Genomic DNA, 20,815 nt, shown 5'->3' with positions numbered 1-20,815 from the left:
GATCGCAACCGCTTCACCATCAACTGGAACTTGTAACCATCAATCGACCTTCTCGCAGCTCCAACCGTCTGCTACTTGTCAGTTGATCGACTCTTTCTTCCAACAGCGTAGTTACTTTAGCCGTAGCGCGGCCGAAGCCGAGAAGTCTCAGCGCACCAGATATCGCGTCGTCTGGACTCATGGAAAAACCCGAGATGATGATTTCTATTAAGGCCTGATCAAGTTCTTCCGGCGCCACCCACTCAAGTTTGCGTTCGGCGGACTCCCAATGGGCCCGGCTACGGATGACAACTGGGCGATTGTCCACCGGGTGCAGAAATTCACCCCGGCGCGAGAAGTGCCTTTGCCTAACACCCAAACCAATTGCGTTCTCCACGGCGGCAGTAATTCTCGCGCCCTGCCTTGTCACTCCGAAAGCCTCCATGAGACGTCGGGTGACTTCAACTGAATGCACCGGAGATTCAATATCGACCACTGTGCGTATCAACTGCAGTAGATGTTCGGGTTGGTGCTGATGCAATTCCACTTGGTTAGTAACCGCAGCAAGCCGAGCCTTTTTATAAGGCAGGCTAGCGACCGGATCGACTTCGGAAACGGTTTCATCACGCAGAATTTCATGTAGAGGCTCGATCAACACTTCATTGACCGAGGACGCATCTCGACGATTTGCTATGCGCTCTCGGGCCGCGTCAATGGCTGCCACGGTGCGAATAATTTCTTGCTGAGGATTGCGGAACCAATCGGTGCTCCAGATTCGATGGAAGTTCCAACCCAACCCTTCAAGCACACCTTGACGCAGGCGGTCGCGATCACGCGCCGAGCGCGAGCTGTGATAGGCCGCGCCGTCGCATTCGACAGCCAGCACATATCGGCCCGGGAACTCGGGGTCTTTCACGGCCAGATCGATGAAGTACCCCGCAGTTCCGACCTGAGGCTCGACTTGATAGCCCAGATCGCGCAAGGAACGGATCACTTCATCCTCAAAAGGTGAGTCAGTAGGCTTTCCGGTTTCCATGGCAACTTCCAGTTCGCCTGTTTCTGCGTACTTCAGGAAGTTTTTCAAGGCACGTACGCCGTGTTTGGCGGTGGTATCAATCTCCAACTCATCGCCACGGAAGTTACAAAACACGCGCATCGCCAATTTGGCCCGCGTAATCAACACGTTGAGCCGGCGATGCCCTCCATCTTTATTGAGTGGGCCGAACTCACGAGCGATACGACCGGATTCATTGCGGCCATAACCAATGCTGATGAAGATCACATCACGCTCATCCCCCTGAATGTTTTCCAGGTTTTTTACAAAGAATGGCTCGCTTCCCTGTGCGGTGAAAAACACTTCGGCTTGGGGTGTCTTGCGCCGCAACAACTCAACTTCAACGTTAATCAGGTCACGCTGCGGAACGCTGAATGCCGCCACGCCCAACGAAAGCTCCGGTGTTTCCAGTGCATGTTTCATCACCGCCTGAGCAACCGCTTTGGCTTCATCCTTGTTGGTCCGTGTGCGGCCACGGTCATACAGTGCCTGCGGTAGATAATCGAAGCTCACACCTTTGGCGTGGATATGCTGGCCTGCCGAGGGAAAGACCACCAACTTGCTTTCATAGAACTCCACGTTGGAGACCGCGATAAGTGATTCGTGCCGGCTGCGATAGTGCCAGCGCAGATAGCGTTCCTGACTACCCGCCGCCTTAAACATGCTGAGGATGCTTTCGATGTCGGCAGTGACGTCATTTTCGTCATCAGGTGCGATGTCACGGCTAAACAAATCGCTAGGTGGCATTTGCCGGGTATCACCCACTACCACCACTTGTTTGCCTCGTAAAATTGCGCCGAATGCGTCGACGGCTTTCACTTGAGAGGCTTCGTCGAACACTACGACGTCGAATGCCAGCTTGCCCGGAGGAAGAAAGTTGGCGATGGACATAGGGCTCATCATGAACACGGGTTTGATTTGCTGAATGGCCCGCCCAGCCTTGTCGATCAATTGGCGAATCGGAATGTGCCGACGCTTCTTATTCAGCTCCGCGCGCAAGATTGCCATTTCACCCGGCTGATTCACGTTAGGCATGTCCTCCCATACCTGACGCGCGAGATACGTTTGAGCGTGATTCAATGAAGCGGTATCAAGTGCCTTGAACCTGGCAATCTGGTGTTCGTGCTTGATGCGATCAAATTGTTGTAACGGTGGCTTTTCGGCGTAGGCCTTCTGCACAAGCCCCGAATACCAGGAAAAGTCGAGAATCGCGGGTATCTGATCGGGGTTTTCGCTGCGTAGGGCGATGTTCAATAACTCGTCCAATTGGGCCTGGTGCATCTCGCCCGACAGTACATTGAGGCGAGCCAGCTGGTACAGCGCGTTGAGGCTGGACTGCCACAACTGCAAGCGCGCGCCCAAGGCAGAAAGATCCAGGCTTTGCAGTGTCTGCGCGGTGTCATCCTGCATACCGATGACTTCCAGGCCTCGTTGCAATGACTCGGTGAGACCAGCGAGATGCTCCTCGATGTCACTCACCGTATCCCCAAGCCCACTGGCGTCCGTGTGCCCGGCAAGGAACGCGATGATCCCTTGTGGAACATGACCATTACCGAGGTCTTCGTACAACTGGACAACCCAGGCACTGACGCGCTCGAGCACTGCCCAGTCGGACTGCTGGCGCTGCCATTGAGCACCGAAAAGGGCGCTGCCCAGGCCCTCGTGTTGGTCGTAGACCTTCTGGCTTTGTTGATAGGTCAGAACCGAATCGACCAAAAGGAGTTGTTCGGCATTACTAGCGGGCAACGCACCCTGTCCAAGCCCTTGCAAGCGAGCTTTGGCCCCGCGATAGCGCCCCGAAAACACCTTCCACCACTTGTCACCGTAAGCCAGCAGGTTCTGGCGAACCTCCAACAAATCCTGCTCCCATGCGGCCTCGATCAATTGACCGCCATGGCTAGCCTTGCAGGTGCTCATGCGCTGACCTGCATCGAGTAATTCGCGAATGGCATCGCGGCGCAGCTGCCAGTCACCGGTACTCAGCTCTACACCTTGTAAACGGGGTGCTTCGGCCGCACGCCTTGCGGCGCGGCAGATAACAGCAACGTCGGCGAGGGTCGCAGGCTGGGTCAGCATCAGTCGTGACGAAAGCGCCTTGGCGGCTGCGTCTAGTGCCGCTAGATGTGCACTTGCTTGTTGCAATGCGTCATTAGCGCTGTTCTGTTCAATAGGAGAAAAATAAGTTCGCTTGCTACCCCAGAATGGGTTCAGGTCTGGACGACCCATCTCCTTGAGGTGAAGTGTCAGTTCTACAACTAAATCGCGGCGCTTTTGCTGATCCGTTTGAGTCCATGACGCCATCGGCGCGAACGCAATCGTTGGCAATACGCCGTAGTTTCGCTTGAGTGCGAGGTAATGACCCAGCACCTCGACAAAATCCTGGCCACTGGCACCTACACGCGCACTAACCGCGGCGCAATACTGGTTCAAATTACCTTGTAACTGCGCCAGATTGGCCAGGTCGTCCTCACCCACCTTAGTCAGCGGGCGACCCTGATCAAGTGTTCGACCCAGCTCCTTGAGCACCGAGGTTTTGGTGGATTTGTGGCTGTGTAATTCAAGTACCGCATCGCCTAAGTGGCATTCGTCGAGACGACGTTTAACTACTTCCAGAGCGGCCATTTTTTCGGCCACGAACAATACGGTTTTTTTCTGGGCAATCAGTTCCGCGATGATGTTAGTAATGGTCTGCGACTTACCGGTGCCAGGTGGTCCCTGAATAACCAGGTTGGCGCCCTCGCGCACTTCGAGAATCGCTTCAGTCTGGCTACTGTCTGCATCTTTGACGAATCGCACCTCTCCTGGCTGGAGCACCGAATCGATGTTCACATCCTCGGCATAGGCAGGTCGCTGATCACCAAAGCCAGAGCCCAGTAGTCGATTGATTACCGGGTGTACATCCGGTTGCTGATCCTGCGGCCAACTCTTCGGGTCCAGATCCTTGAACATCAAAAACTTGCCAAAGGAGAAGAAACCGAGGGCTGCCTCGTTTACTGACACTTTCCAGCGGGGTTGCTTACTAACCAGATCCGCCACTTCAGCATAAAAACCGTCGAGGCTACCTTCTGTAGTTTCGAAGCGATCTTCATTGAAGTCACAAGCCGCGAGGTCGAGACCAAAATCGGTCTTGAGCTTGGCGATTAATGACAAGTTCGGCATCAACTCGTCGCCAGAGTACTTCAGTTTAAAGGCGTCCTTTGCACCGCCACGCTCAAGAGTCACAGGCAACAGCATCAAAGGAGCCTTGCGCAAATTCTCCGAGCTATCGGCTTCATACCAATGTAAGAAACCCAGCGCCAGAAACAGCGTGTTGACCCCTTGCTCCTCGATGAAGGCACGCGCCTCAGAATGAATCCTGAGCAATTGCAGAAAAAGCCGCTCCTCCTCCAGAACGGTCTGCAACCGCGTGTCTGTATGCCGCCGCGCTCGACCCGCCTCGTCTACCTCATTGTCGACAGCATACGACTCACCCGAACTGTCGAGCTCATCCAATAGCAACTCATCAGTCGCAGCGTCCTGAGCGTCGTCTTCGTCTGGCAGCTCGAACCTCGCCAAAGTCACCATCCTTTGGCGCGCCTTCGGCGAAAAAGTCATAGCCTTTTCCTGCCGATAGAGCAGGTTGAACACCGATTCGGACAGCTCATCCACCACCGCCAACGTCCTGGCTGACGCGCGGAAATTCAGCATGGTGTTGCGAAGGCCGATATCAAGCAGTTCCTTGCGGCTACCCTGCAGCTTTTGACTAATCCCTGAACTCATGGAGACTCTCTTGAAACGTGGTCGAGGCTGGAAACGATGAGGCCGAATGGCCATCACTCAACGGCGGAGCCTTGGATCATGAACGACGATCATCGCTATCACAACGAACTAATGGCGTCTGTAAACATTAATTTCCGTTAAGACTATAGATGCTGTTGGCATAGCTTCGAGGATATGAAGGGTTGCTTTGATATTGATGACGGACCACACGTCTCAAAAAAGCGGATTCGACGCGGCACAGGCAGGACAGGTGCCAGCCAGCCGGGCATGACACCAAACCTGTGGCGAGGGAGCTTGCTCCCGCTGGGTTGCGAAGCGCCCCCCCCCAAAGAGGGACTGCTGCGCAGTCCAGCGGGAGCAAGCTCCCTCGCCACAGGTTATTCATCGTTAGTTCTATTTTTGAACGGACTCAACGCGCAGCCCACGCATTAAACCGCTCTTCCAGCTCCTCACCATGGTCCACCCAGAACTCCGCATCCACTGCCCGGGCCTTGGCCATGTTGGCGTCGGCGGTTGGCAGTTGCTGTTGCACTTGCGGCGGTAGCAGGGCCAAAGCCTGGCGGTGGACCGGGCCGTAGGGGATGTTTTCCGAGAACACTTTCTGGGTCTGGGGCTGGCTGGCGAAGGCGATGAAGCGCTCGGCCAGGGCCTTGTTTGGCGTGCCTTTGACCACGGCCCAGTATTCCGGGTCGTAGAGGCTTTGCGGCCAGACGATGCTCAGGTTCATGCCTTCTTTCTGCGCCGAGGCGATGCGGCCGTTGTAGGCGGCGCTCATGACCACGTCACCGGCAATCAACCACTGCGCCGGTTGGGCGCCGGCCTCCCACCACTGGATGTTCGACTTGATCTTGTCGAGCTTGGCAAAGGCGCGGCTCACGCCTTCGGGGGTGTTCAGGACTTTGTAGAGTTGATCCGGCGCGACGCCATCGGCCAGCAACGCGATTTCCAGGGTGTACTTGGCGCCTTTGCGCAGCCCGCGCTTGCCCGGGAAGTCGTTGACGTTCCAGAAGTCCGCCCAGGAGCTCGGGGTCTTGGTCAGTTTGTTCTGATCGTAGGCCATGACCATCGACCACACGTAGGTGGCCACGCCGCACTCGGTAAAGGTCCCCGGCACGTACTGGCTCTGGTCGCCAAAACTGGCGGCGTCCAGTTTCTCGAACAAACCGGCATCGCAGCCGCGCAACAGTTCCGGGCTTTCGACTTCAACCACGTCCCAACTGGTGTGGCCGACATCGACCATGGCCTTGATCTTCGACAGCTCGCCGTTGTATTCGCCGGCGACGATGCGTCCGGCACCGCTGGCGTTGAAAGGTTGGAAGTAGGCTTTGTCCTGGGCCTGCTTGGTGACGCCGCCAAAGGAAATGACGGTCAAATCCTGCGGCGTGGCGAATGCACCAGTGCACAACAGGGCCAGGGAAAAAGGGATGCACGTACGTAAGGTTAAAGACATGGAACGCTCCCGCAGCTGTTTTTTTAAAATTAGGGTAAAGCCGGGCAGTGCTGGCCAGAGACCAATAACAGTTCCATCGTGCTGGCCTCCTGGGACCGACATCGTTATGAGCAACGGCTTCCATCCGGGAACGCCGAACCACGCAGGGTGTGGCTCGATAGTGCGACATCCCTCTACAGAGGAAAATTATTAAAAATATGCTTGGGAGCGATAAAAAAGCTCTCTAGCGGCGGATCCGACTGACGGTATTCGTCCCGCTCAAAGCGCTCTGCGACACGCCTCCCACCTCCAAGTCCTGCGCAAAGCCGGGATTTTTTTGCGCCTCGTTTTGATATGTTTATTTTCAGTGTATTGATTAATGAAATATTACGTGTCATTTATAGCCACACAAAAACAACCCCAAGGAGTCAACAATATGAACAAGACAGCACTTCTAGGCGCCCTGACCCTCTGCGCCGCGAGCTTCCTTGCTCACGCCGATGAAGACAGCCTGCGCATCGGCATCGAAGCCGCTTACCCGCCCTTCTCCTACAAGACGCCGGAAGGCTACGTCAGTGGTTTCGACTACGACATCGGCAACGCGCTGTGCGAGGAAATGAAGGTCAAGTGCGAGTGGGTGATCCAGGAGTTCGACGGCATGATCCCTTCGCTCAAAGTGCGCAAGATCGACGCGGTGCTGTCGTCGATGTCGATCACCGAAGACCGGATGAAGTCGGTCGACTTCAGCAAAAAGTACTACCACACGCCGGGCAAGTTCGCGATGAAGGCCGGCAACGTGATCAACGATCCGCTGGTGGACCTCAAGGGCAAGAAAGTCGGGGTGCAACGCTCTTCGACCTATGACCGCTTCGCCACCGAGCAACTGGAAACAGCCGGGGTCAGCGTCGTGCGCTACGGCTCGCAAAACGAAGCGTTCCTCGACCTCGCCTCGGGTCGCCTCGACGCCACCCTTGCCGACATCGTCAACACCGACGAGAGCTTTATCAAAACGCCAGCGGGCAAAGGTTTCGCCCTCGTCGGGCCAGACATCAACGACCCGAAATACTTCGGTCGCGGCGCCGGGATCGCGGTGCGCAAGGGGGACAGCGTGAACACCGCACGCCTCAACACCGCGATTGACGCGATCCGCGCCAACGGCAAGTACCAGCAAGTCATGGCCAAGTACTTCGCGTTCGATATCTACGGCGAGTAACCCTTACCTGTCACCCGGGCGCCCGTCTCCGGCACGCGGCGCAGCGGTTTGTCTCGCGGTTTTTTTGAGGACTTCATCATGCTTCACGGCTACGGATCGAGCATTCTCGATGGCGCCTGGCTGACCATCAACCTGGCCCTGACCTCCATGGCCATGGCGATTGCCCTCGGCCTGATCGGTGCAGCCTTTCGCCTGTCGCCCCTGAAATGGCTGGCCATGCTCGGCGAAAGCTACACCACGCTGATTCGCGGCATCCCGGACCTGGTGCTGATCCTGCTGATCTTCTACGGCGGCCAGGACCTGGTGAACCGCATCGCCCTTGCGCTGGGTTACATCCACTACATCGACATCAATCCCTTCATCGCCGGCGTCTGCACCATGGGCTTCATTTTCGGCGCCTACCTCTCGGAAACCTTTCGCGGCGCGTTCATGGCGATCCCCAAAGGCCAGGCCGAAGCCGGCGCGGCGTATGGGATGACGGGCGCACAAGTGTTCTGGCGAATCCTGGTGCCGCAGATGATTCGCTTCGCCATCCCGGGGTTCACCAACAACTGGCTGGTGCTGACCAAATCCACCGCGCTGATTTCGGTGATCGGGTTGCAGGACATGATGTTCAAAGCCAAGAACGCTGCGGATGCGACCCACGAACCGTTCACCTTTTTTCTCGCGGTGGCGGCGCTGTACCTGATGCTCACCAGCGTGTCATTGCTGGTGCTGCGCTATCTGGAAAAACACTACTCGGTCGGCATCAAAGCCGCCGAATTGTGATCGGGAGCTGCCCTCAATGCTCGACTACAACCTGATCTGGGACAACCTGCCGCTGTACTTCAACGGCGCCTTGTTGACCCTCAAAGTGCTGCTGATTTCCCTGGCGTTCGGCCTGGTGCTGGCGATCCCGCTGGCCCTGATGCGCGTGTCCCGCTCGCCGCTGCTCAACTTCCCGGCGTGGCTCTACACCTACGTGATTCGCGGCACGCCGATGCTGGTGCAATTGTTCCTGATCTATTACGGCCTGGCGCAGTTCGCCGCCGTGCGGGAAAGCGCGCTCTGGCCGTACCTGTCCAGCGCGACCTTTTGCGCTTGCCTGGCGTTCGCGATCAACACCAGTGCCTACAGCGCCGAACTGCTGGCCGGCAGCCTGAAGTCCACGGCCCACGGCGAGATCGAAGCCGCGAAAGCCATGGGCATGTCGCGCTTCACCTTGTACCGGCGAATCCTGCTGCCCTCGGCCCTGCGCCGGGCGCTGCCGCAGTACAGCAACGAAGTCTTGATGATGCTGCAAACCACCAGCCTGGCGTCGATTGTCACGCTGGTGGACATCACCGGCGCTGCGCGAACGGTCAGTGCGCGGTTCTATTTACCGTTCGAGGCGTTCATCACCGCCGGCCTGATCTACCTGGCCCTGACCTTCATTCTGGTGCGTCTGTTCAAGCTGGCCGAGCGCCGCTGGCTGGCGTACCTGGCACCGCGCAAGCACTAAGGAGCGTGTATGGAACACATTGAATATTTGTTGCCGTGGAGTGCTTCGGGCACGGAACGGCGCCTGTCGCTGTTTCGCTTTGGCAGCGGATCGCGCAAGGCGTACATCCAGGCGTCCCTGCATGCCGATGAGTTGCCGGGGATGCGCGTGGCGGTCGAGCTCAAGCGCCGCTTGCGGGTGCTGGAGGAGCAAGGTCGGCTGAACGGCGTGATCGAACTGGTGCCGATGGCCAATCCGATCGGCATCGCCCAGATGTTCCAGGCCACGCATCAGGGTCGCTTCGAATTCAACAGCGGCAAGAATTTCAACCGCGACTTCCCGGAGCTGACCGAAGCCGTGGCGGCGTTGGTGCAAGGTCAATTGGGCGACGACGCCGACCTCAACACCACGCTGATTCGCCGCGCCATGGCCGACGTCCTCGCCGACATGCCACCCGCGACCTCGGAACTCGATGGCCTGCGCCGCCTGCTGCTGGAGCATGCGTGTGATGCCGACGTGGTGCTGGACCTGCACTGCGATTTCGAGTCGATCATGCTGCTTTACGCCATGCCGCAAAACTGGCCGCGCCTGCGTTCATTGGCCGCTCGCCTCGGCGCCGGCGCCGCACTGCTGGCCGAAGATGCCGGCGGCAGTGCCTTCGATGAAGCCTGCGCCTTCCCTTGGCTGCGCTTGACCGAGCTGTTCCCCGAAGCCGCTATTCCACTGGCGTGCGTGGCGACCACCATTGAATTGCGCGGCATGGCTGACACCGAGCGCGAGCCCTGCGTCGACAGCGCCGAAGCCATTCTCGGCTACCTCGCCGAACAAGGCCTGATCAGCGGTGACTGGCCCGAAGCGCCGTTATTCTGCTGTGACGCCACGCCGTTTGCCGGCGCGCAATACGCCTACGCGCCGCACCCCGGCGTGGTGAGTTTCCTGCAACCGCTGGGCGCGCGAGTGCGGGTCGGCGATCCATTGTTTGAAGTGCTCGATCCGTTGACCGACCGCCACAGCATCGTGAGCGCCAGCACCGACGGCATCCTCTATGCCCGGGAACGCCTGCGTTTCGCCCAACCCGGTTTGTGGCTGGCCAAAGTTGCCGGTACCCGCCTTATTCGCCAGGGTCGCTTGCTCAGCGACTGACGCCAGAAGAGTGAACAGCATGTACAAACTTGAAATCCAGAACCTGCACAAAAGCTACGGCGCCCACCAAGTACTCAAGGGTGTTTCTCTGGAAGCGAAGGCCGGTGACGTGATTAGCATTATCGGCTCCAGCGGCTCCGGCAAAAGCACCTTCCTGCGCTGCATCAACCTGCTGGAACAGCCCAACGCCGGCAACATCGTGCTCAACGGCGAGCCACTGAAACTGGTCAGCAACACACTCGGCGGGCTCAAGGCTGCCGAGCCGAAACAGTTGCAACGCATGCGTTCGCGGTTGTCGATGGTGTTCCAGCACTTCAACCTGTGGTCGCACATGAGTGCTTTGGAAAATGTGATGGAAGCCCCGGTGCATGTGCTCGGCATCAGCAAGAAAGAGGCGCGGGAAAAGGCCGAGCACTACCTGAACAAAGTCGGCGTCGCCCATCGCAAGGACGCGTGGCCGGCGCACATGTCCGGCGGCGAGCAGCAGCGCGTGGCGATTGCCAGGGCACTGGCCATGGAACCGGAAGTGATGCTGTTCGACGAGCCGACCTCGGCCCTCGACCCGGAACTGGTGGGCGAAGTGCTCAAAGTCATGCAGGACCTGGCGCTGGAAGGCCGAACCATGGTCGTGGTGACCCACGAAATGGGCTTCGCCCGGGAGGTGTCGAACCAATTGGTGTTCCTGCACAAAGGCCAGGTCGAGGAGCGTGGCGACCCGCGCGAAGTGCTGGTCAACCCAAAGTCCGAACGCCTGCAGCAGTTTCTGTCCGGGAGCTTGAAGTAATCCCGCTGGCGCTGCGCACCCACGGTTGGCTTCGGATACACTCCAGCCAACCTTATGCCCTCAGGAACTGTTGAGCCGCACATGCCGATCTCTTCGAAAAACACCACGGTTTATGCCGCGCCGGTCATGCGCAAACTGGCGGAAATCGTCGCCGAGTTGCCGCCGTCGCTGCGCAAGGTTGCGGATTTTATCCTGCGTCACCCCTTGCGCGCCGCGACGCTGACCATCGAGGAGATGGCCCACGAAACCTCGACCTCGCCCGCCGCCGTCAACCGCCTGGCCAAAGCCATGGACCTCGGTGGCTACACCGGCATGAAGGCCGAACTGGTCGCCACCTTGCAGCAAATGGTGTCGCCGGTGGACAAGCTGCGCAACGAACTGGCCCAGCGCACCGGCGGCGCGTTTGGCCTGCATGAGCAAATCCACAGCGCCAGCAGCAACCTCGCCACGGCGGCGACCAACAACCACGCCGACACTTTCGAAGCCTTCGTCACCTGCCTGATCAATGCGCGCAAGATCTACATCCTCGGCTTCGGCAACAGCGTCTACTTCGCAGGCCTCGCCGCCTCGACCCTGATGCCGTTCTGCGCCGACGCCACCGCGATCAGCATGGAGGGCGGCAACGAAAACGCCGCGTACCGTTTGGCCGCGATCACCGATCAGGACGTGCTGCTGGCGATCTCCCTGCCGCGCTATTCCCTGGACACCCTGCAACTTGCGCGCTTCGCCCACGAACGTGGCGCCACGGTGCTGGCGATCACCGACTCCCCTGCTTCGCCGCTGACCAGCATCGCCGAACACACCCTGTTCGCCCCGGCCGATCATCCGGTGCTGACCAGCTCCAACATCGCCGTGCTGGCGTTGATCGAAGGTTTGGTCGCGGGGGTGATGGCGCGGAACAAGGAAGCGGTGAAACTGGCGACCGAACTAACGGAAAGCGTGATGGCTTACCTGCACATTCCCAGCAGTGGCAAGGCGCCGAAAAAGTGACGATCACTACGGCGCGATTGATCCTGCGGCCACCGAACGCCGAAGACCTGGCGCGTCTGTTTGCGATCTACGGCGATCCGGCGACGAATCAATTCAACCCGGCCGGGCCGCTGGCCGACATCCATCGGGCTGAGGCCTTGCTGGAGGGCTGGCTTAAACACTGGAACGACAACGGCTACGGACAATGGGCGATTGCCACCCGTGAAGCGCCGGAGCATCTCATCGGTTTCGGTGGTATCGCGTTATACAACTACCTCGACGTCGCGCGACTGAACCTCGGTTATCGGTTTGACACCGCCGCGTGGGGCAAGGGTTACGCCACGGAACTCGGCAACGTTGCGCTGGCATTCGCCTTTGATGAATTGAATGCCGAGCAGGTGTTTGCACTGGTGCGGCCGAACCACCAGGCCTCAATCGGTGTGCTGGAGAAGATCGGCATGCGGCGCATCGATGTGCTCGATGACGTGCCGGGACAACCGCAGAGCCTGGTGTTCAAGGCCAACCGTGACTCATGAGTGATGCCAGCTCTTGTAGACGAACTCAAGGCTATAGCCATCCGGGTCGAACACATTGGCGGCGTAATAGCGCGGGTCGTAATACAGCCGTGCACAGGGCACGCCATTGTCGGTAGCGCCGGCCGCCATTGCCGCAGCATAGGCGGCGTCCACTTCAGCGGTGCTGTTGGCGACGAACCCGACATGCGCGGCCCTGCCCTCCACCACCCCTTCACGCAACCAAAAGAATACTCGCCCTTGCGCGCCGAAACCCTTGAGGTCCGGATGGCCCGGCGGACCGTCCTTGCCGTCATAGTCGAGACGCCCGGTAATCCCCAGCGGGGCCAGCGCCGCGCTGTAGAAACGCACCGAGCGCTCGATGTCGCTGACTGAAATAAACACATGATCGAGCATGGATTCGCCTCCCTGATTCAGATGATGTAGCCGCCCGCCACTTCGATGCTCTGCCCGTTGATCCAGCCGCTGTCCTCGGACAATAGCGTGGCGATGACCCGCGCGACATCGTCCGGTTCGCCGACCCGAGCGAGGGCGGTTTGTGTGGCGAGCAGGGCTTCGAACTCGTCGTTCAGGCCGCCGCCCAGCTCCGTGCGGATCGCACTCGGAAACTGCCTGTTTCTGCTTTTTGCTTGCGCCACGGGTGGCCATGGGATCAGATGTCGCCCCATGAACGATCAACTGAATGAACTCAGAACCCTCGCCGCCAAGGCCGAAAACCGCCGCACCGAGACCGGTATCCCACGGGTGGCGATGGTCCAGGGCTCGATGCTGCGGGAAATCGCCGCGCCCGATTCGGCGATGACCCGCGTGAGCCTGGCCATCCAGTGGATCCGCCGCGACTTCGCCGAGCCATTGCGGGTGGACGCCTTGGCGCAGAAAGCGGCGATGAGTGTGTCGGCCTTCCACCGCCACTTTAAAGCGGTGACCAACTTCAGCCCCTTGCAGTATCAAAAGCGCGTTCGGCTGCTGCATGCCCGCACGCTGCTGGTGGCCAGCGCCCACAGCGTGACCAGCGCCGCGTTCGACGTCGGTTATGAAAGCGCCACCCAGTTCAGTCGCGACTATGCCCGCGTATTCGGTCTGCCACCGGCGCGGGATGCGGCGCGGATTCTGGCGGATACCCGAGGCGCGAACCGGTGAATACGGACACTCTCTGGAGGCATCCCATGCACACACTCAGCAAAACCCTGACGGCCCTGTGCCTTATCGTACCGAACATGGCCAGCGCCGAGCCTCGGCCCGAGCACATGGTTTATCTGCGCACCATCGCCCCGAGCATCGAGCAAGACATCCGCTACGCCACGGCCCATAACTTCACCGGCCACCCGCTCGACGGTTACGAGGCACCCGAATGCCTGTTGTCGGCGGACGCGGCCAAGGCCCTTGCCCGGGTGCAAACCGCGCTTCACGCGCAAGGCTATGGGTTGAAGGTTTTTGACTGTTATCGCCCTGCCCGCGCGGTTGCGGATATGGGGAATTTCGCCAAGGTGCCGGGTGATCCAAGCAAAGCCGAGTTCTATGCGCGCGTGAACAAGCAGGACTTCTGGCGCCTGGGGTATGTGGCGCGGGTCTCGGGGCATTCCAAGGGCAGCACGGTGGACCTGACCCTGACCGGCCCAGGCGCCCTGCCCGCCGCTACCTGGACGCCTGCCGCCAAAAATGTCGACTGCACCGCCCCGTATGGTCAGCGCTGGCACGACGGCGCGCTCGACATGGGCACCGGTTTCGATTGCTTCGACGAACCGGCCCACACTGACAGCACCGCGATCAATGCGACCGCCCAAGCCAATCGCCAGCGACTGACCAGCGCCATGGAAAAAGAAGGGTTTGTCGGCTATTCGAAAGAGTGGTGGCACTTCACCTGGAACGGCAATCCGGCGTTGAACCAAGTGATGGATTTTCCGATTACCCCGATGGAGCTCAGCAGCAGTCATCAGTTAATCATCGTCACCACTAAAAACTGGACCGACATCCAGGGCACCGCCCAGCGTTATGAACGCCACGGGCAAACCTTTGAAAAATCCGGCGAACCGTTTGCGGTGGTGGTCGGTAAAAGCGGACTGGCCTGGGGCAAGGGCCTGACCGTCGTTGACCAACGCGCAGGGCCGGTCAAACGTGAAGGTGACGGCAAAGCTCCGGCCGGGATCTTCAAACTCGGCACAGCGTTTGGTTACGACAAAACCGCCGATACCCAACTGCCCTACCTGCCGCTGAGCGCGACCGTCGAATGCGTCGATGACGGCCAGTCCACACGCTACAACCAACTGGTCGACGGCGCGACGCTGGCCAAGGACTGGAACAGTTCCGAAACCATGCGCCGCAAGGACGACATGTACCGCCAGGGGATTTTCATCGAGCACAACAGCCCGGCGGCGGCCGGTTCGGGCTCGTGCATTTTCTTCCATATCTGGCGCGGGCCAACGTCGCCGACACTGGGGTGTACGGCCATGGACCCGGCGAATATTGCGCGGTTGTTCACCTGGCTGGATCCACGGCAGACGCCGTTGCTGGTGCAGTTGCCCGAGGCGGAATATGCGCAGTTGCGTGAGCGTTGGGGGCTTCCAGAGCGGTGAAGCCAATCTATATGGCCTGACACAAAACCTGTGGCGAGGGGGCTTGCCCCCGTTCGAGTGCGCAGCGCTCGCCTTTTTGGGACCGCTTCGCGCTCCAACGGGGGCAAGCCCCCTCGCCACAGGAAAGCCCCCCCACCACAGGCACCCCCCCCTCACCACAGACAAGCCCCCTCACCACAGGCAAGCCCCTTTGCCACCAGAATCCAGTTACGGATGAGTCATGTCCAGGGGCACCAAGTAGTGGTCGAACTCCGCTGCATAAATGGCCGGGATAGGTTCAGTCCCAGGCAGGCACTTCGCTGCGCAACACCGACGCCATCTTCCCGAGGTGTTCACAGGCCTTGGCCACGTAGTCCCTGGACAGCCGCTCGATGCGCAGGTAGTTGATCGGTTGTGCGGTTGCGCTGGCGTAGAGTTCCAGTGCCTGTGCCGCATGCTTGAAATGCCGGGCCTCGACGCTGCCGCAATGCACACTGAGGAACGCGGCGACGCGATTGGCCTCACCCGACGGATAACCCCGCACTTCGCGCAGCCACTGTTTCCACATCGGGGTCATCAGGTTGTATTCGCCAGTGTTGAACAGCTCGGTCATGGCCATCATTTCCAGCGCTTCGATGAGCTCCGGTGCCAGGGGGCTTTTCTCCTCGACCCCACTGGAAAACGCCTTGGTGACCGGGTCCAGGAAGCGGTCCTGGAGGCGCCAGTCATCGGAGCCGCAAATGGCCGACGCCATGCGGTAATACAACTTCGAATGGTGCGGATGCCCGTGCATTTCGCCGAGCCCCACGTCTTCAATGATGATTTCGCCGCAGTGCCGCGCCGCTTCCAGCATCTTCAACTTGCCATCGTCGGTTAACGACTCGGACTCCTGCAGGATCCGCACAATAATGCTGGAAACCGCATGGGCCTCGCCGTCCGGGCTGCGCCAGCCGCAAAAGAACGTGCACAGTGACGACTCGGTCCAGTTGCTGGACGTCATGTCGACATAGGTTTCGCAATATTTATCCAGCTTGTCGGGGTGGCGGTGAAAACCACTCAGCAGCGCTTCAACAAGATTTCTGTCCTCGACATCAACCAGTGCCTGATTGACGTACCCGATAAAATTCCGGCTCAACTGTTCCACGGCTTATCTCCTTATTAGGTGGTTCATTGCTCTAGGGCAAGATGAATACCCGCCGTCAATCCGCGACGACGTCTGCCATGAACTGAACGAAACGCGTCATGCCTTCGATCAATTCTTCACGCTCGACGGCGTAGGAAATCCGGATGCTGTTGGGGTCGCCACAGCCTGAGCCGGGGACGACGGCAATATGCGCCTCGCTCAATAACAGATCGGCGAGATGATCGACGTCGCGGATTTTCGTGCCGAGGTAACGGCAACCCAGCTTCCGGGAGACATCGATATAGAGGTAAAACGCCCCTTCCGGTGGCGCGCAGGTCACGGCGTCGACATAACCCAGACTGGTACACGCTGCCTGCAGTTGGCTGTCGAGGAAGGTATTGATCTGGCGGGCGAAGTCCGGTGAATCGGCGATCAAGGCGTTCAGCGCCGCATATTGGGCAAGGCTGCTGGGGTGGGACGTGGTGTGGCCCTGCAAGTTGTGCATGGCCGCGATGACCTGGGCCGGGGCGCAGGCGTAACCGATGCGCCAGCCCGTGACGGCCTGGCTCTTGGAGAACGAATCGACCAGTACCGTCTGGTTTTTCAGGGCCGGAAACAGCGACACGATGTTGTGATGTTCATGGGGATGGCGCACCAGTTTGCGGTAGCACTCATCGAACACCACCCAGAGCCGATGATCGAAGGCGAGCTTTGCAATCTTGCGCAACTCCTCTCGTTGATAAACCGTGCCCGTGGGGTTGTTCGGGGTGTTGATCACGATCATTTTGGTGCGTGGCGACAAGGCTCTTTCAACGGCGTTGCAGGTCAAGCGATAGTCGTTGCCTCGGGTATCGACAAACACGGGTGTGGCGCCGGCCAACAGGATCTGCGTGGGCGAGTTTTCCCAGTAAGGCGTCGGCACAATCACCTCATCTCCGGGATTGAGCAGCACCATCGCCGCGTTGTAGAGCGCTTGTTTGGCGCCGGCGGTCACGGCCACTTCATTGGCGGCGTACGGGACACCGCAGCGCTGGCTGACCTGTTGCGCCAGGCGTTCACGAAGCTGAGGCAAGCCAATGGGCGGTGTGTAGCGATTGCGTGCGCCGTTGATGGCGTCGATGGCGCCCGCCTTCATGTCCGCGCTGGCATCGAACGATAGTTCGCCCGCCGCGAAGTTGATGACCTTGATGCCACTTTCTTTCAAGGCATTGGCTTTGCTGCGCATGCTGGAGGTGCCGGGCGCCTTGAGAATCAGGGCTCGATGGGATAACGCCAATCGGATTGCAGAGGGCTCACTGTGATTCATTCTTCTACCTGCGAAAACGACTTGAAAACCAAGCGACCGGCTCACGGGCGGTGGCCCGTCAACGACTCGCGCTCTGATACAACCGTGCATCCGCGTCCAGGCCGCGTTGCACACACCAGGACAACGGCAGCGTCAGCAACAGGGTGGCGGCCAACAGCATCACCGCGACGGGCACCCCAGTGACGTCGCCGAGAGCGCCAAACAACACCGGCGCCAGCGCGCCAGCGCCGATGGTGCCGGTGTAAAACGTCGCGAACGCCCGCTCGCGTTTGCCCGGCCCCGCCAGATCGGGCACGGCGCCGTACAACACCGACGAGGTGCCGTTCAACACCAGCCCCAACAGCGGCAACATCACCATCAGGCCGAAAAACGGCAGGTACACCGCCATTACGATCAGCACCGCCGTGGTGAACTCGGTCAGCCACACGGTCTTGACCATGCCAATGCGCGCGCCCAGGTAGCCGCACAGCAACTTGCCGAACGCGCCGCCCACGAACAGCATCGTCAAGGCCAGGCCGATGCCCGCCGTACCGGCGCCCTTGTCTTTGAGCAGAAAGGGCAAGAAGGTGAGAAAACCCATGCGCACCGCGCTGTCCAGGGTGCCGGTCAGGATCAGGGCCCGCAGCCCGCTGGCAGAACCCTGCCCATTTATCGCCTTGGACGCTTTGCTTTTTGCCGACACCGACTCGGTACGCGCCGGGATCAACCACCACAGCAGTCCCGCAGCGGCCAGCCCTAGCAGGCCCAGCAGCGTGACGCTGGCACGCCAACTGATGACCGTCAGCAACAGACCGATCAACCCCGGGATCAACGTCTTGCCGATATCGCCGGAGAAGTTGTACTGCGCCAACGCTTGCTTGACCCCGCCGCCCGCCTCGTAACTGTCGGTGATCAATGACGAGGCCAGCGGGTGCTGGGTACTGGCGCCCAATCCGCCCAACAGCAGCGCCAGCAACAACACCGTCAAACCGCCCGCCTGCCCCGCCAGCAAATAAGCCAGGCCGGCGAGTGCCGTTCCGCCCACCAGCAGGCGCTCGCGCCCCCAGCGTTTGGCGGCGCGGCTGGCCAACAGCTGGAACCCGGCCATCATCCCGGCATAGGCCCCGCGCAGCAGGCCGATCTGGGCGAAACTCAGGCCGAACTGCGCCTGCCAGATCGGCAACAGCACGTAGATAACGTCGGTCAACCCGTCATGCACGGCATGCGCGCCGCAGCCCGCCACCAGCGAACGACGACGCACGCAGGCATCGGCCGGTGGCGTGGTGCGCGGGCAAACCACTTCGTGTGTCGGATCGTTCATCGTCTTGTGCGACTTGAAAGTGGATGTAGAGAGTCAAGCAGGCTGAGCCACCGTCACTGCAACAGCTGCGCGCAATCCTTCATCACCGTGGCTTTGCGACGCAGGTACTCGGCGAAGATTTCCCGCGCGGTCTGGTGGTCGACGGCGATTTGCATGGCATCGACAAATTCACTGACCGCCGCCACGGCATGGGCGAAATGATTGCTCTCGGTGCCGCCGGTATGCACGGTGACCCAGGCGACGGTGGCGCGGGCCTTGGCTTCCGGCACACCCATGTCGCGCACGAACCACTGCTTGTACAGCGGGTGGATAAATTCCACTTCACCGTGGGTGTACACCTCGTGGATCAAGGTCGTGAGCAGGCCTTGCAACAAATCGCGATCACGCAGGCGGCGGGTGTCGGTCCAGTCCTTGAAGGCCTGGGCTGAAGGCAGGCAGTTTTCCTTCAGCAGCCACTGGTCATCGCCGCACAACGGCGTGGCCATGTTGTAGAACAGGTCCGAGTGCACGATGTTGCCCAGCGCACCCAAGTCCTCGTCGGTGATTCGTTGCAGACTGCCGCAGGCCCGGTACAGCTGCTCGGCGCACTCGGAACCTTGCTCGGAGCGCGCCAGCAAAGTAATGCGGTTGGCCAGGCCGGACACACTGGTGGCCGAGTTGTTGGTCTTGGACCAACTGGCGAAAAACTTGCGCAAGGCGACCGGCGAATGACGACGCGAGGTGAGCTGTTCGAACGCATTTTCAATGTCCACCAGCGCCTCTTCTTCACTCCAGAAGGCCTCGAACAGCGCATGCTTCAACACACTGGCAGGCATGTCGTTCAGCACCGGTTCGACGATCTTCAACAACTGGCTGTGGCGGGTCATTACGTTACTCATGGTCACCTCTTATATTCCCTTATTGGATGATGAATCAGGCAGGTTCACCGGTTCGGCTGGAACCGTTGCGGCCGCGTGCGACCGGTGTATCGGGGGTGTCGGGTTTGAGGGGTTTCCAGCCGGTCAAGGCAATCAACAGCGACAACAGCTGGAAGCCGATGATCAGCGCCACGCAGCCTTGCCAGCCCCAGCGACTCCAGATCATCGCCGGGACGATGGCGCCGAAACTGCCGCCCAGGTAATAGCCGGTCAGGTACAGGCCCACGGCACCGGCCTTGTTGCATTGGGCGGTGGCCGTGATGAAGGCATTCGCCGACGCCTGGGCCAGAAACACCCCGGTCGAACTCAGGGCCAGGCCCAGCACGATCAGCCACAGCGAAGGCATCAGGGTCAGGATCGAGCCGCAGACCCCGAGCAGCACCGCGCCGGTAAGTAATTCGGATTGCGGTCGCAGTTTGCTCAAGCGGCCGGCAATCGGAATGACCACCAGCGCCAGCAGGAACACCGCATAAATCGTCCCCAGTGCCGCCGCGCCCAGGTTGAACGGTGCCTGGCTGAGGTAGAGCCCGGCGTAGGTAAAGGTCGCCACTTGGGAAAACAGCACACAAAAACCGACGCCGTACGCCGCCAGCAGGGGCTTGTGGCACAGGTCGCGAAACGTGTGCGCACGCACAGGCGAAGCCTGGGTCGTCAACACTGGATTGGCCGGCAGCAGGAGGTGGATGGCCACGCCGACCAGCAGGCTGATGATCGCCAGCAGTTCAAAGGCCTCACGCCAGCCCACGTATTGCGTCATGATCCCCGACACGAAGCGCCCGGCAAAACCGCCCAGCACCGTTCCGGCCACATACAGGCTGGTGATTTCGGTGACGGTGCCGCCGCGCCAGCGGTCGCCGATGTACGCTACGCTGGTGGCGAACACCACCGGGATGAGCATGCCTTCGATAAAGCGCCACACCAGCAGCTCGGTAAAGCTGCCGGCACGGGCGGCCAGCAGCGCCGGCACCGCCAAAAACAACGCCGCGACCACAATCACCGAGCGTTGCTCGAAGCGACCGGTCAAGCGGCTGACAAACGGGGCCGTGAGGGCGACCGCCAGGGTGGTCACGGTGATACTCCAGCCGGCCTGACGAGCGCTCACCTGAAAACTCAGGGCAAACTCCTGGAGAATGCTCTGGGTTGAATAGAGGTTGAGAAAAGCCGCACAGCCACACAGAAACAGGGCGACGCGAGCACTGTGCAGGCGCGAATTCATGAGACCTCTCGTTTTAATGCCGAAGGTCTTTATAGAATGCGCAGCCCGCCGAACACCAATACCGAATTCGGACCGATCA

Annotated in this window: 16 protein-coding genes and 2 pseudogenes; 9 read left to right on the top strand and 9 right to left on the bottom strand. The window is 59.9% G+C overall.

Annotated elements, in window-relative coordinates:
* Nucleotides 1–19: 19 nt before the first annotated feature.
* Nucleotides 20–4,792 carry a DUF3320 domain-containing protein gene (locus ACZ89E_RS03685; RefSeq protein WP_476254860.1) on the bottom strand — a complete coding sequence of 1,591 codons (4,773 nt, stop codon included), beginning with the start codon at nucleotides 4,790–4,792 and terminating at the stop codon, nucleotides 20–22.
* Nucleotides 4,793–5,201: 409 nt separating this feature from the next.
* Nucleotides 5,202–6,242, bottom strand: coding sequence for an ABC transporter substrate-binding protein (locus ACZ89E_RS03680; protein ID WP_149659859.1), 1,041 nt, complete (start codon nucleotides 6,240–6,242; stop codon nucleotides 5,202–5,204).
* 415 nt (nucleotides 6,243–6,657) lie between these two features.
* Between ACZ89E_RS03680 and ACZ89E_RS03675 the strand changes: the two genes are divergently transcribed.
* From ACZ89E_RS03675 to ACZ89E_RS03645, 7 genes are all read left to right on the top strand, one after another.
* Nucleotides 6,658–7,434, top strand: a complete 777-nt coding sequence (locus ACZ89E_RS03675) for an ABC transporter substrate-binding protein (RefSeq protein ID WP_476254859.1) — start codon at nucleotides 6,658–6,660, stop codon at nucleotides 7,432–7,434.
* Nucleotides 7,435–7,512: 78 nt separating this feature from the next.
* The gene (locus ACZ89E_RS03670; protein WP_476254858.1) at nucleotides 7,513–8,202 is read left to right on the top strand and encodes an ABC transporter permease; all 690 of its coding nucleotides are present in this window, start codon (nucleotides 7,513–7,515) and stop codon (nucleotides 8,200–8,202) included.
* A 16-nt stretch (nucleotides 8,203–8,218) separates the two neighbouring features.
* Nucleotides 8,219–8,914, top strand: coding sequence for an ABC transporter permease (locus ACZ89E_RS03665; RefSeq protein WP_476254857.1), 696 nt, complete (start codon nucleotides 8,219–8,221; stop codon nucleotides 8,912–8,914).
* Nucleotides 8,915–8,923: 9 nt separating this feature from the next.
* On the top strand, nucleotides 8,924–10,036 hold the full coding sequence (locus ACZ89E_RS03660) for a succinylglutamate desuccinylase/aspartoacylase family protein (RefSeq protein ID WP_476254856.1): 1,113 nt from the start codon (nucleotides 8,924–8,926) through the stop codon (nucleotides 10,034–10,036).
* 19 nt (nucleotides 10,037–10,055) lie between these two features.
* A complete protein-coding gene (locus tag ACZ89E_RS03655; RefSeq protein ID WP_476254855.1) occupies nucleotides 10,056–10,820 on the top strand; it encodes an ABC transporter ATP-binding protein in 765 nt (254 codons plus the stop codon).
* A gap of 81 nt (nucleotides 10,821–10,901) precedes the next feature.
* Entirely contained in the window at nucleotides 10,902–11,810 is a 909-nt protein-coding gene (locus ACZ89E_RS03650) for a MurR/RpiR family transcriptional regulator (protein ID WP_476254854.1), read from the top strand.
* Nucleotides 11,807–12,325 carry a GNAT family N-acetyltransferase gene (locus ACZ89E_RS03645; RefSeq protein ID WP_476254853.1) on the top strand — a complete coding sequence of 173 codons (519 nt, stop codon included), beginning with the start codon at nucleotides 11,807–11,809 and terminating at the stop codon, nucleotides 12,323–12,325. The genes ACZ89E_RS03650 and ACZ89E_RS03645 overlap by 4 nt, the downstream gene beginning before the upstream one ends.
* On the opposite strand, the gene ACZ89E_RS03640 is transcribed toward ACZ89E_RS03645, so the two are convergent.
* Nucleotides 12,320–12,718 carry a VOC family protein gene (locus ACZ89E_RS03640; protein WP_476254852.1) on the bottom strand — a complete coding sequence of 133 codons (399 nt, stop codon included), beginning with the start codon at nucleotides 12,716–12,718 and terminating at the stop codon, nucleotides 12,320–12,322. The two genes, ACZ89E_RS03645 and ACZ89E_RS03640, sit on opposite strands and share 6 nt — an antisense overlap.
* 17 nt (nucleotides 12,719–12,735) lie before the next feature.
* Nucleotides 12,736–12,939 (bottom strand): annotated as a pseudogene (locus ACZ89E_RS03635) (SDR family oxidoreductase); the annotation flags it as partial.
* Nucleotides 12,940–13,081: 142 nt separating this feature from the next.
* Between ACZ89E_RS03635 and ACZ89E_RS03630 the strand changes: the two are divergent.
* Both ACZ89E_RS03630 and ACZ89E_RS03625 read left to right on the top strand, forming a co-directional pair.
* Nucleotides 13,082–13,462, top strand: a pseudogene (locus ACZ89E_RS03630) (helix-turn-helix domain-containing protein); the annotation flags it as partial.
* 26 nt (nucleotides 13,463–13,488) lie between these two features.
* A complete protein-coding gene (locus ACZ89E_RS03625) occupies nucleotides 13,489–14,895 on the top strand; it encodes a M15 family metallopeptidase (RefSeq protein ID WP_476254851.1) in 1,407 nt (468 codons plus the stop codon).
* 277 nt (nucleotides 14,896–15,172) lie between these two features.
* On the opposite strand, the gene ACZ89E_RS03620 is transcribed toward ACZ89E_RS03625, so the two are convergent.
* From ACZ89E_RS03620 to ACZ89E_RS03600, 5 genes are read right to left on the bottom strand one after another with little or no spacing between them, the layout of a single operon-like run.
* Complete coding sequence (locus tag ACZ89E_RS03620) at nucleotides 15,173–16,018, bottom strand: hypothetical protein (RefSeq protein WP_476254850.1); 846 nt, start codon at nucleotides 16,016–16,018, stop codon at nucleotides 15,173–15,175.
* Between the two features lie 55 nt (nucleotides 16,019–16,073).
* On the bottom strand, nucleotides 16,074–17,303 hold the full coding sequence (locus ACZ89E_RS03615) for a pyridoxal phosphate-dependent aminotransferase (RefSeq protein ID WP_463257857.1): 1,230 nt from the start codon (nucleotides 17,301–17,303) through the stop codon (nucleotides 16,074–16,076).
* A gap of 58 nt (nucleotides 17,304–17,361) precedes the next feature.
* Entirely contained in the window at nucleotides 17,362–18,603 is a 1,242-nt protein-coding gene (locus ACZ89E_RS03610; protein WP_476254849.1) for an MFS transporter, read from the bottom strand.
* Nucleotides 18,604–18,656: 53 nt separating this feature from the next.
* A complete protein-coding gene (locus ACZ89E_RS03605; RefSeq protein ID WP_463257859.1) occupies nucleotides 18,657–19,481 on the bottom strand; it encodes a hypothetical protein in 825 nt (274 codons plus the stop codon).
* A 34-nt stretch (nucleotides 19,482–19,515) separates the two neighbouring features.
* A complete protein-coding gene (locus ACZ89E_RS03600) occupies nucleotides 19,516–20,736 on the bottom strand; it encodes an MFS transporter (RefSeq protein WP_476254848.1) in 1,221 nt (406 codons plus the stop codon).
* Nucleotides 20,737–20,815: the final 79 nt, after the last annotated feature.

The organism is Pseudomonas sp. TE3899 (genome assembly GCF_056279105.1).
Note: the sequence above shows the minus strand (reverse complement) of the source record. Positions and strands in the feature narration are given on the sequence as shown.